General features: G+C 59.8%; 9 protein-coding genes and 2 tRNA genes. 5 read left to right on the plus strand and 6 right to left on the minus strand.

What is annotated here, in order from left to right; genetic code table 11:
* The first annotated feature begins 230 nt into the window (after positions 1-230).
* Entirely contained in the window at positions 231-752 is a 522-nt protein-coding gene (locus tag VJU77_10075) for a hypothetical protein (protein ID HKP03691.1), read from the plus strand.
* Positions 753-871: 119 nt separating this feature from the next.
* Here VJU77_10075 and VJU77_10080 read toward each other — a convergent pair.
* From VJU77_10080 to VJU77_10090, 3 genes are all read right to left on the minus strand, one after another.
* A tRNA-Glu gene (locus tag VJU77_10080) sits at positions 872-946 on the minus strand.
* A gap of 86 nt (positions 947-1,032) precedes the next feature.
* Positions 1,033-1,440, minus strand: a complete 408-nt coding sequence (locus VJU77_10085) for a hypothetical protein (GenBank protein ID HKP03692.1) — start codon at positions 1,438-1,440, stop codon at positions 1,033-1,035.
* Between the two features lie 171 nt (positions 1,441-1,611).
* A tRNA-Pro gene (locus VJU77_10090) sits at positions 1,612-1,688 on the minus strand.
* A 207-nt stretch (positions 1,689-1,895) separates the two neighbouring features.
* On the opposite strand from VJU77_10090, the gene VJU77_10095 reads away from it, so the two are divergent.
* Positions 1,896-2,819 carry an acyl-CoA desaturase gene (locus tag VJU77_10095; protein ID HKP03693.1) on the plus strand — a complete coding sequence of 308 codons (924 nt, stop codon included), beginning with the start codon at positions 1,896-1,898 and terminating at the stop codon, positions 2,817-2,819.
* Here the strand turns inward: VJU77_10095 and metH are convergent.
* Both metH and VJU77_10105 read right to left on the minus strand, forming a co-directional pair.
* Entirely contained in the window at positions 2,813-6,667 is a 3,855-nt protein-coding gene (gene metH, locus VJU77_10100; GenBank protein ID HKP03694.1) for a methionine synthase, read from the minus strand. The two genes, VJU77_10095 and metH, sit on opposite strands and share 7 nt — an antisense overlap.
* A 154-nt stretch (positions 6,668-6,821) precedes the next feature.
* A complete protein-coding gene (locus VJU77_10105; protein HKP03695.1) occupies positions 6,822-7,205 on the minus strand; it encodes a hypothetical protein in 384 nt (127 codons plus the stop codon).
* Positions 7,206-7,375: 170 nt separating this feature from the next.
* On the opposite strand from VJU77_10105, the gene VJU77_10110 reads away from it, so the two are divergent.
* A complete protein-coding gene (locus VJU77_10110; protein HKP03696.1) occupies positions 7,376-8,605 on the plus strand; it encodes an MFS transporter in 1,230 nt (409 codons plus the stop codon).
* Between the two features lie 285 nt (positions 8,606-8,890).
* On the opposite strand, the gene VJU77_10115 is transcribed toward VJU77_10110, so the two are convergent.
* Positions 8,891-9,589, minus strand: a complete 699-nt coding sequence (locus tag VJU77_10115; protein HKP03697.1) for an N-acetylmuramoyl-L-alanine amidase — start codon at positions 9,587-9,589, stop codon at positions 8,891-8,893.
* A 108-nt stretch (positions 9,590-9,697) separates the two neighbouring features.
* Here VJU77_10115 and VJU77_10120 point away from each other — a divergent pair, with 108 nt between their 5' ends.
* Positions 9,698-11,032 carry a polysaccharide deacetylase family protein gene (locus VJU77_10120; GenBank protein ID HKP03698.1) on the plus strand — a complete coding sequence of 445 codons (1,335 nt, stop codon included), beginning with the start codon at positions 9,698-9,700 and terminating at the stop codon, positions 11,030-11,032.
* Positions 11,033-11,092: 60 nt separating this feature from the next.
* Positions 11,093-12,412 (plus strand): signal recognition particle protein, encoded by a 1,320-nt coding sequence (gene ffh, locus VJU77_10125; GenBank protein ID HKP03699.1) that lies wholly within the window; start codon positions 11,093-11,095, stop codon positions 12,410-12,412.
* Positions 12,413-12,414: the final 2 nt, after the last annotated feature.

Raw genomic sequence — 12,414 nt, forward strand, 5'->3', positions numbered from 1 at the left:
GGAAGGCGATGGAAGTCCCCGTTTAAGACGCCAATCGCCCCCGCGCAGGCGGTGACTTCGCTTTTAGAAGTTTTGGGCGGGAAAAGCGATCTTTTTTTCTGGTCCTGGACGTGGCATCGATAAAGCGGCCGAAAGCCGGTCGGCCACCGCTTCCTGGTTGTTCGGCCCGCGGCAACACTGCCGATCAGGAATCTGCTTTGATCAGGGGAAGGGGGCGGATAGTTTGCCCCATGAAATCCAAGATTATCGCGTTCGCTCTGGCCCTGGCATTCTTCCTTCCCGGTCTTGCGAAGGCCAAGACGCTCAAGTTTCCCAAGGACGATCCGGAATTCTCGGTCACCTTCACGAATAACTGGAAGGCTGAGATCACCAGCGCCGGAATTATTAGCGCCCAGCCCAAAGGCGCCGGCTACGCCCTGAGCATATTCCCGGTCGCTTCGAAGAACGCGCGGGACGCGATCGATGAAACGGCCCAGGAAGTGGAGAAGCGTTTCACCAACATCAAGCCGGATGAGCCGGTCGAATACAAGAACGCCAATAACATTACCTTTCTCGAGCGCGACATGACGGGCAAAGACAAAGGGGAAGCCCGCGCCCTGGCCATTGTGGCTTTCAGTCCGGGCGGGAAAAGCTTTTATGCGCTTTTCCAGGCGAGCACGCCGGAGGCCGACAAAAAATACACGCAAGACGTCATCGCCATCGTCAAATCAATTACGTCATTGAAAAAGAGCAGCAATGACGACGACGAATAGACTCCGCGTGCCTTGTTGGAGACGGCCTGCCTTCAGGCCGTTGAGGGAAACCGTGGCCTTGCGTTCCGCCACCGGCACGATGGCGTGCCGGCTCCATGAAGGCGGTTGCGGAAAGAGACTGGCAGCGCGTACGGGAATCGAACCCGTCTTTCGGCCTTGAGAGGGCCACGTCCTAACCGATAGACGAACGCGCCACGCTTGTCGGCGAAAAGGCTAGCGGCAAATCCGAGTTCGGCAAGCCGTCGCCAAGGGGAGCAAATTCGTTAGGCTGACCACCAGCTCAACGAGGGCGGGCGGTCGCTTCCGGGTGAACTCTTGGTTGGGCGAGGCTGTCGAGGACCGCTTTCTTTTTTCCTTCGAGATAGGCCTTCACGTCGGGCGCCGAAGCGAGCGATTGCATGCGAGCGTAAAAGACCCGGTAGTAGGCGCGCATCCGCTCGCGCTTTTCCAGGTCCGTCCGGGCGGTTTTAATCTCGGCTTTCGCCGCGATCACTTCCGGATCGAGCGACGCTCGATTCTGGAGCTGGCGCCATTCGACATGGAGCCGGTATTCCTCAGCCGCCTGGCCGAGAGAGGATTTTTGGAACGCGGCATCGAGCTCGGTCAACGGAGGAACGCTTTTCTTCGGCGCAGAGGAGGAGGAAGAGTTGGGGACATTCGGAGCCGGCACCAGCGGGGAGGGTTCCACGGCCATAGGGATTTCGGGAATGTTGAGCTGAGGGCGAGCGCTGGCGCTGGGGGAAGGCGCTTCCGTCGCGGCCGGGAGTGGCGGTTCCTGCCCGCGAGACATTGGCCGGCAAAACAAGAGGACTGCGCACACAGTCGTCACCAAAAGAGATTTCATTCGAGCCTTTGACGATGGTCGGGGTGACAGGATTCGAACCTGCGACCTCCTGGTCCCAAACCAGGCGCTCTACCAAGCTAAGCTACACCCCGGGGTCGCGCGTCACTTACCACGCTCCCGGTCAGGTTGCACCCGGAATCTCAGTTGCGCGTCCGATCTCGAGAGATCGGACGCGGATTAGTAACGTGTGCGCGCGCGATGAGGTTCGGAAATAAGGCCTTGCGGCTCTTCAGATAAGGCCGAAGCTAAGACCCTCGATCGCAATTCCGGAACGTGCGCGGGCGTTCCAAACGCGCCTCATGTTTAAGCACGATAAGCTCAACCTTTTTCTTTTCATCATCCTGGTCGGGCTTCAGGTGCTCGGATTCATTGCCCTCTGCACGCAGTTTGAATGGATTTATCTGCCGATCATGCTCGCCATTTATTTTTGGGCGGGAATCAGCACCACGCTTTATCTGCACCGCTACCTGACGCATCGCGGGTTTGAAATGCCGGGCTGGCTGAAATTCTTTTTTGCCACCGGTTCGGCCGTCGCCCTCTCAGGTGATCCGGTGACGTGGGTGGGAGACCACCGCTATCACCATTTGAAATCGGACACCGAGGAAGACATCCACAGCCCGCTGCACGGATTTCCCTATGCCCATATGATGTGGCTGGTGCGTAAGCCGCCCGGTTTTCGGGACCGGTCGCTGCGTTACGCGGCGGATGTGCGGAAGTTCTGGTACTGCCGGCTTTGGGAACGCCCTTACCTTTATGTGATCCCGCATCTCTGTGTCGCCGCGCTGTTCTACTTCACCCTGGGAGGAACAGGCCTGCTCTGGTGCCTCTATGTTCCGATGCTGGTCGTTTACAATTTCACCTGGGCGGTGAATTCAATCTGCCACATGCCGTCGTTAGGCTACCGCAGCTTCGAGACGACGGATCACAGCAAGAACAACTTTTGGATCGGGCTCGGCGCTTTTGGGGAAGGGTACCATAACAACCATCACGCCAAACCGCGTTGCGCGGCCCACGGCTTGAAATGGTGGGAGTTCGATCTGACCCGCTACTTGATCTGGGCGCTCGAGAAGTGCGGGCTCGTCTGGAACGTGGTCTGGCCAAAACCTGATGACGTTCCCGTAGATCCGGTCACCGCTGATCAGGCGGGAGCGCTGCTTCTCTTCGGCGCGCAAATTCGGGATCCTCGTCTCGATGCCAAGCGAGAGAAATCCGGCCGTCAGTAGTCCAGGTTAGGCGCCAGCCACTTCTGGACGAACTCGGGACTTACCTTTTTCCGTGCCGCGTAGTCGCGCACCTGGTCCTCGCCGATTTTGCCGACCCCGAAATATTTGGAGTCGGGATGGGAAAAATACAGACCGCTCACGCTCGCGCCGGGGTGCATCGCGAATGATTCGGTCAGGCTGATCCCGGTAGCGCTAGTGGCATCGAGCAACCGGAAAAGCGTCTCCTTTTCTGTGTGATCCGGCGAGGCCGGGTATCCCGCCGCTGGCCGGATGCCGCGATATTTTTCGCGGAGCAATTCGTCCTGCGAAAGTTTTTCGTCACGGCCAAAGCCCCAGGCGATTCGGGCTTCACGATGCAGGAATTCCGCGAAGGCTTCCGCGAGCCGGTCCGCGACCGCCTTGGTCAGGATCGCGTTGTAGTCATCGTGATCGGCGGCGAACCTGGCGGCCAGTTCATCCGCGCCGATTCCGGCGGTGACGGCAAAGCCGCCCAGGTAATCTGTGGTCTCCGGAGCGATGTAATCCGCCAATGAATGATTGAATTGATCGGCGGGTTTTTTCATCTGCTGTCGCAGGAAATGGAAGGTGGCGAGCCGCTCCGACCGCGTGTCGTCGTGAAAAACTTCCACGTCATCGCCCTTCGCGCGGGCAGGCCAGAAGGCGAAGACGCCGCGCGCCGTCAGCAATTTTTCGTTCCGAATGCGCTCCAGCAATTTCTGCGCGTCATCGAACAGTTCGCGGGCCTGTTGGCCGACGACGGGATCGTCGAAAATGGCCGGGTAACGGCCGCGCAATTCCCAGGTATGGAAAAAGGGCGACCAATCGATGTAGGGGATGAGATCATGGAGCGAGATAGTTCCGGCGTCGGATGAATAGCTGCGTGACCCTGCAAATTCCGGTTTCGGCGGCGCGTAGCCGGTCCAATCGATCGGCGTCCGGTTCGCCCGCGCTTCTTCGAGCGGGATCAATTTCTTCTCGCGCGATTTGCTGGCGTGTTCTTCCCGGAGCCGCTCATAGTCGGCCCGGGTTTGTTTGTCGAACGATTCCTTCGTCTCCGCGTTCAACAAATTGCTGACCACCCCGACCGCGCGCGAGGCGTCGAGAACATGCACCGTGCTGGCTCGATAATGCTGCGCGATTTTCACCGCGGTATGCGCCCGGCTCGTTGTCGCCCCGCCGATGAGCAGCGGCAGCGTAAATCCTTCCCGTTCCATCTCCTGGGCCACATGGACCATTTCGTCGAGCGACGGCGTGATGAGTCCGCTCAAGCCGATCACGTCGGCTTTCAATTCACGCGCCGTTTCCAAAATCTTCGGAGCCGGCACCATCACCCCGAGATCGATGACTTCGTAGTTGTTACACTGGAGCACGACACCCACGATGTTCTTGCCAATGTCGTGCACGTCGCCTTTCACGGTCGCCATGACGATGCGCGCCTGCGGTTTCGCGTCGGCGCGTTTCTCGGCCTCCATGAACGGCAGCAGATAGGCGACGGCTTTCTTCATCACCCGCGCGCTTTTTACCACCTGCGGCAAAAACATTTTCCCGGCCCCGAACAAATCGCCCACCACGCTCATCCCGGCCATGAGCGGCCCTTCGATGACCTGGAGCGGGCGGCTGAATTTCTGGCGCGCCTCTTCGGTATCGGCTTCGATAAAATCGACGATGCCTTTGACCAGCGCGTGGGAGAGCCGCTCTTCGACCGGCCCGTCGCGCCACGCTTCTTTTTCGGCAGCGGTCTTGCCAGTCGCTTTGACGCCTTCGGCGAACTCGACCAGCCGCTCGGTAGCGTCGTCCCGCCGATTCAGGAGGACGTCTTCGACGCGCGTCTTCAGTTCCGGCTCGATCTCTTCGTAAACCGCGAGCTGTCCCGCGTTGACAATCGCCATGTCGAGCCCGGCCTGGATGGCGTGATAGAGAAACGCGGCGTGCATCGCTTCGCGCACGGTGTTGTTGCCGCGGAACGAAAACGAAATATTACTCACGCCCCCGCTGGTCCGCGCTCCCGGCAGGTTCGCCTTGATCCAGCGAACCGCCTCGATGAAATCGACGGCGTAATTGCGGTGCTCTTCCAGACCCGTTGCGACCGTCAGAATGTTTGGGTCGAAAACGATGTCGCTAGGCGCGAGCCCGGCGCGCTCGGTCAGGAGCCGGTACGCGCGTTCGCAAACTTCGATGCGCCGCTGGTAGTTGTCCGCCTGGCCGGTTTCGTCGAAAGCCATGACGATGACCGCGGCGCCGTAGAGTTTCACCAGCCCGGCCTGGCGGAGAAATTCTTCCTCGCCGTTCTTGAGACTGATCGAATTCACGACCGCTTTTCCCTGGACACATTTCAGGCCCGCTTCGATCACGCTCCATTTCGAGCTGTCGATCATCATCGGGACGCGGGCGATCTCGGGCTCGCTGCCGATGAGATGGAGGAATTTCGTCATCGACGCTTCGGAATCGATCATTCCTTCGTCCATGTTGACGTCGAGAATGTTGGCGCCGCCATTCACCTGCTGGCGGGCGACGGCCAGCGCCGCTTCAAAATCGCCGGCCAGAATCAGCTTCGAGAATTTCGGGGAACCGGTGATGTTGGTTCTCTCACCCACGACGACGAACCCCATCTCGGGAGTGATGTTCAGCGGCTCGAGCCCGGAGAGTTGGAGCGGCGCTCTCGGAGCGTCGAAATTTTGTAGCGGCGCTCTCTGAGCGTCGGAATTCTGTAGCGGCGCTCTCTGAGCGTCGAAATTGTCCAAGCCTCGACGGTCAGAGACCGCCGCTACAGGAATCTTTCTCGGGGGGAGATCGCGCACTCTTTCGGCGATCAACCGGATATGGTCCGGCGTCGTGCCGCAGCAGCCTCCCACCACATTCAGCCAGCCGTTGCGCGCCCATTTTTCCAGCTGCGGCGCCAGGCTTTCCGGCGTTTCGGGAAAACCGGTCGGCGACAGCGGGTCGGGCAGGCCGGCATTCGGATACGCGCTGACGAACCGGCGGGTGGTGTGAGCCAGTTCCTCGATGTATGGCTCCATCTCGCCGGGTCCGAGCGCGCAGTTCAATCCGACCACGAGCGGATCGGCGTGCGCGATCGAAGTGAGAAACGCTTCCACGGTTTGGCCGCTGAGAATTCGCCCCGAGCGATCGGTAACGGTTCCCGAGATAATGAGGGGCACGCGCTTCCCCGATTCCTCGAACAATTCCGTGATGGCCGCGATCGCCGCCTTCGCATTGAGCGTGTCGAAAATCGTCTCGACCATGAGAAGGTCGACGCCGCCCTCGAGCAGAGCGGCCGCCTGTTCGCGGTAGGCCTTCCGGATCTGATCGAACGTGACCGCGCGAAAACTGGGGTCGTTCACGTCTGGTGAGAGTGAAGCGGTCACGGGGAGGGGACCGAGCGAGCCACCGACGAAACGACGCTGGCCGCTCTGGTTCGAAACGACATCCGCCGCATGACGCGCCACCCGCGCCGCGCTCAGGTTGATTTCGGCGACCAGGTCGCAAAGCTGGCGGTCATCGACGACTCCCTGGAAGAACTCAGCGTCCTTGCGCCCACTTTTCGGTTCTGCCTGGTAGAGAAAGTCGTGCAGGCCGATGGTGGTGCCGCTGAACGTGTTGGTCTCGATGATGTCGGCGCCGGCTTCGAAATAACGGCGATGAATTTCGTCGATGACCTCCGGCTTGGTGAGGAGGAGGATCTCGAGGCAGCCTTTGAGATCCTTTCCCTTCCAGTCTTTGAACCGCTGGCCGCGATACTCCGCCTCGGGAAGTTTGTATTGCTGGACCATGGTGCCCATGGCGCCGTCGAGCACGACGATGCGCTCGCGGAGGAGGGCTTCGAGAGGATGGAGACCATTATCCGGCATGGTGGACAACTAAACTGCAGTTCCCGTGCACGGCAAGGAACAAATTGACGCATCATGATGCGTAGATGTGTTAGCGAAGCATCGTGCTCGTGCTCCTACTCGTGCTCGTAATCGAATTGGCGCGCTTAAGAATCGAGCACGAGCACGAGCACGATTACGAAGAAGCTCGCAGCTTCTTCAGAAAAAGTTCGCCTTGACCCGCCAGCTTCGCCTCCAGCTTCGCGGTACAATCGCAATCGCAGCAGGCCCAAGGCTCGGTTCCGTTTTCGTGCCGGCAGTTCCGCCGGGAATGCGCGTCTTTCACGGAGAGAAGCTCGAAGTATTTCTCCCAATAGGGCCGCTCTTCCTCCAGCGGCGGATCGCAAAAACAGGTTTCAACCCAGGTCGCAACCCCGGCGGGATCGACCCGCGCCTGTTGCATGTCGTGCTGGTATTCGTCACCCGCGATGGAGCCTTGACCGAGCGTTCGCTGGTCGATGGCGCGGAGAAGCGGATTCTCCCGACCAGGTTTCACGCGGGCTTTGACGAGGTAGCGCATGGGACAAAGTTAGCGCGCCCCCAGGCCTTGTCATCCCGAGCGCAGTCGAGGGATCCCGTCGAGAGTCGAGCGGCGGCAACGGGGTCCCTCGACTGCGCCTTCCGCTCCTTTTGCGATGACACGCTTTTTTTGATTACACGCGTTCCGGCTGTGCGATTAAATTCGCCCCCATGGAATCGCTCCGCCTCTTTCGAGAACTGACCCCGGTCCAGCGGAAGACGTTCCTGGCCTGTTTTCTCGGCTGGGCGCTCGACGCGCTCGATTTCTTTCTCGTTACCTTCGTCCTCGCTCAAATTTCCCAGGACTTTGGCCGAAGCATTCCGGAGGTCGCCTTCTCGATTACGCTCACCCTGATGATGCGCCCGTTAGGCGCTCTCATTTTCGGCTGGTTAGGCGACAGGTTCGGCCGGCGGATCCCGCTCATGATCGATATCGTCTTTTATTCGGTCATGGAATTGGCGACGGCGTTCGCTCCGAATTTCACGGTGTTCCTCATCCTGCGCGCTCTCTTCGGGATTGGGATGGGGGGTGAATGGGGCCTGGGCGCGTCGCTCGCGATGGAGTCCCTGCCGACGAAGGCACGCGGGTTGTTTTCCGGGATTCTGCAGCAGGGCTATGCCGTCGGCTATCTTCTGGCGGCCCTGGTTTATTGGATTGTATTCCCTTTGTTCGGCTGGCGGGGTCTGTTCGTGGCGGGAGCGTTGCCGGCGTTCCTCGTGATCTACATTCGAGCGCACGTCCCGGAATCGCCGGTCTGGGAGAGACATCGCGAAACGCGCCAGCACCGGCCGCGGTTTTCGGTGCTCGTCCGGCAACACGGCGCGCTCTTTCTTTACGCGGCCCTCCTCATGACCGCATTCAATTACATGTCGCACGGCACGCAGGATCTTTACCCGACGTATCTGGAGAAACAGCGAGGGTTCGGGGTCAGCGCTAAATCCATAATCAGCATCGTTTATGCGATGGGCGCCATCTGTGGCGGCGCCATCGTCGGTTCGCTTTCCCAAACCTGGGGTCGCCGGCGCGTGATCATTCTTTGCGCCATCGGCGGCATGCTTTTGATCCCGCTCTGGATATTCGCGCCGAACACCGCCTTGCTCATGCTGGGCGGCTTCCTCATTCAATTCATGGTGCAGGGGGCCTGGGGCGTGGTTCCCGTCCATCTCAATGAGCTCTCACCGCCGGCGTTTCGCGGATTGTTTCCCGGCCTGGCCTATCAAATGGGAAACTTCGCGGCGGCGTACGCTGCTCAGCAACAGGCCTGGCTGGCGGAAAAATTTCGATTACCCAACGGCGAACCAAATTACGCGCTGACCATGGCGCTCGTGCAGTGCGTGGTGTTCCTGGCGGTGATCATCCTCGCTGCTGTTGGGCGCGAGAAACGCGGGATCGAATTTTAGGTGGATCGAGCGCTCCGTCGCTCGATGGGTGCAGACGACATTGGCGCAAACTCCCATCGAGCGGCGGAGCGCTCGATCCACCCCGAGAAACGGACGAGCCTCGCTCCGGTGCGATCCTTCATCGCCCCAGACGCGCACGTCGCATCTTGACGGCTTAAAGCCGTCAAGTTTGCGCCGGGTCTCGCTGGGGCAGGTAGGCAAATGGTGGATCGAGCGCTCCGTCGCTCGATGAGTGATCCACCCGAATTGGGGAACGAGCATCGCGCGACAGAGCGCGTGATCCAATTAATTCCCGTGCTCGGAGCTACTCGCGGCGGAATCGGACGCGGTGGAGGGCGCGTGATAGGTTCCCTTGCCGTAGCGTTCATCCACGATCGCCTCCGCGATCTTGTCGGCCAGATCATCGCGGCGACTCGCGCTTCGCGCAGCGGCGCCTTCCTTGCGGTTGCTCAGGAAACCGCACTCCACCAGCACCGCCGGGTAGGCAGCTTTTCGAAGGACACGAAAATTGGCGGTCTTTACGCCGCGATTGACCGCCCCGGGCAGCGTCATGATCCGCTCCTGGATTTTGTAGGCGAGATTCCGGGCGACCGGTGAGTGGTAATAAGTCTCGAAACCGCGGATGCCGCGGCGTCCGGAATCGTTGAAATGGACGCTGACAAAGATCGCGTTCTTTTGCCGGTTTGAAATCGCAGCCCGTTCGTCGAGGTCGACAAACAGATCGCTCGACCGGGTCATCACGACCCGGAATTGCGACTCGCGCAGCTTGGTGGCGAGCCGGGTCGCTACATCGAGCGTTGCGTTCTTCTCCGCGCCGCCAAAACGGCGAAAAGCTCCGTTATCCTTTCCGCCGTGGCCTGCATCGACCACCACGGTGGTGAAGCTTCGCGTGGTATCCTTGACCCGGATTTCACGGGTGGTGCCGCAGCTGGCGAGCAAAAGGCAGGCAGCCGATCCAAGCACCATGGAGAGGGAGCGCATCATGCGACTTGATAGCTGAAAGCGAAGAGAGCGCCACAGATTTCTAGGGGGAATGAACCAAAAACCGCTTGTTTTTTTCACGCGGCAAACTAAAGGCCCCTTACCTCACTTATGCGTAATCGATTTGCACTTTTAGCGCTGTTTTTTGCGCTCAGTTTATCTGCCTGCAAAAAGCCCGCCACGGCGGCTGATGCGAGCGCGGGCCCAAACCAATCGTCCGCGAAGGCCTCAGCCACGCCGTCATCCAATTCATCCGCTACTCCCACCCCGGCCACTTCGGTGGCCATCACCAAGCCGGCGGTCGATCAAAATGCGCAGGTGGTGATTTTTGGTTACCACCGCTTCGTTAACAGCGTGCGGCGCCCCGACACGGAGATCACGCCGGCGTTGTTCGAGCAGCAAATGCAGGAGCTGAAGAACAAGGGGATCGCCGTGATCCCGATGCAGGATTTCCTGGCCTGGAGACGCGGGGAAAAGGCGATTCCGGCGAAGAGCGCGATCATCACCTTCGACGATGGCTGGAAGTCGCAGTACGAAGTCGGCTGGCCCATCCTGAAGAAGTTCAATTTTCCCGTCACGCTGTTCATTTACACGGAAGGGATTCGGCCCGGGCATTTCAGCGGCGGCGAGTCGATGACCTGGGAAATGCTCGCCGAGATGCGCGATGCCGGCGTCGACATCCAGGGGCACACCGCAACCCATTCCGATTTGAGAAAGCCTTACGACAAGGTGGCCAAGAAAAAACTGAACCCGGAAGAGTATGAGCAATGGCTGAACCAGGAAATCGCTGGTTCCAAGCAGATGATCGAGCAAAAGCTCGGGGTGAAGGTGAACTGCTTCGCCGTGCCCTACGGATTTCACAACGACCACATTCGCGACGTAGCAATGAAGGCGGGATATGAAGCGCTCTTCACCGTCTACGGCCAGCCGATCACGATGCATACGCCGCTGAATTCCGTCGGCCGATACCTGATGGAGAATAACAAGCCGAAGACGTTCACCGATGCGGTGGCATCGATCGCGACGACAGCAGTCGGGCCCGCGGTCGCGGAGGTGGCGCCGTCGAACCTGCAAACGCAGCCGGCGGACGGCGAGACAATCAAGAACGCGTTGCCGCTGATCAAAGCGAACATCTCATCGTTAGGCGCAATTGATCCGGGCACGACTCCGGAAATGCGGGTGAGCGGTCTCGGGAAAGTCGATTCCAGCTTTGACCCGAAAACCTCCACCGTGGCCTACCAGGTAACACAAAAGTTGCGGGACAAAACCTGTACCGTGATCGTGAGCGCCACGTCGGGCGGCAAGAAGGTGGAAACGCATTGGTCGTTTAAGATCGATGATGGCAGTCCGTCCGCCGCGCCACCGGCGCCCATTCCATCGGTCGCTCCGGCCACGGCGCCGCCCGCCGCGCCTCCCGCGGTGAAACCCAAGAAGAAGAAAAAGTAGGCGGCCTGAGGAATTGAGGAGGAGACGCGCTTTCGGGGGCGCTCCCCGCGTTAACCAGTTATGTTTTCACAGCTCGGCGATAAGCTTCAGGACATTTTCAAGGATCTTCGCGGTCACGGGACGATCAGCGAGAGCAACATAAACGACGCGCTCCGTCAGGTGCGGCTCGCCTTGCTGGAAGCGGATGTCGATTTTCAGGTCGCGAAGAATTTCATCGGACGGGTCAGGGAAAAGGCGCTCGGCGAAGAGGTTCTTCGGAGCGTCACGCCCGGTCAGCAAATCGTTAAGATTTTCCACGATGAGTTGACCACCTTGCTGGGGAGCGATGCCGCCCCGCTCAATCTCGAGAAGCCAGCCCGTATCCTGATGGTCGGCCTGAATGGCGCTGGCAAAACGACCTCGTCGGCAAAGCTCGCCCGTTATTTGAAAAAGCAGGGGCGTGCTCCGTTGCTCATTGCCTGTGACTTGCAGCGGCCGGCCGCAATCGAACAGCTTGCTACCCTGGGCCGGCAGGTGGAAGTCCCGGTTTACACCCCTGCGCCGGAGGAAAAAAATGTGCGCCGGTCAGCTGCCGCGAGCCTCGAATGGGCTGCGCAACAAACCGGCAACGTCCAGATCTTTGACACGGCCGGCCGGCAGGAAATCGACACGGAGCTGATCAAGGAAATCAAGGAGCTGAAGGAATTCCTCAAGCCGCAGGAGATCCTCCTCGTGGCCGACGCGGCGACGGGGCAGCAGGCGGTCAGCGTTGCCACTCATTTTCACGAAGCGCTCGGCCTCACCGGGATCATCCTGACCAAGCTCGACGGCGATGCGCGGGGCGGGGCGGCGCTTTCCATGCGGGAAGTGACGCAGCGGCCGATCAAGTTCGCCGGCGTGGGTGAGAAACTCGATCAGTTCGAGGCCTTCGTGCCGGATCGCCTGGCCGGCCGGATCCTGGGCATGGGCGACATCGTCGGCCTGGTGGAAAAGGCGGCCGAGGCGGTGGATGAGGAGGAAGCCCGGCGGATGGAGCGCAAACTCCGAACGGCCTCGTTCGATTTCAACGATTTCCTGGCCCAGTTCAAAATGATGAGGAAGATGGGCCCGCTGGAGAATATCCTTGGCATGATCCCGGGGATGAGTAACGTGCAGGGCCTCTCCGTGGACGAGAAGCAGCTCAAGCGGACGGAAGCGATTGTGCTTTCGATGACGCACGAGGAGAGAACGCGGCCCGACATTCTAAATGCGCGGCGGCGTCAACGAATCGCCCGCGGCAGCGGCAGCAGCGTCACCGAAGTGAACGACTTGCTCCAGCGTTTCAATCAGATGCGAAAGATGATGAAGAACGCCGGGAAAATGAAGAAAATGATGGCGCAGATGGCGCGGATGAAAAATTAACG

The organism is Chthoniobacterales bacterium (genome assembly GCA_035274845.1).
Classification (GTDB): domain Bacteria; phylum Verrucomicrobiota; class Verrucomicrobiia; order Chthoniobacterales; family UBA10450; genus AV80.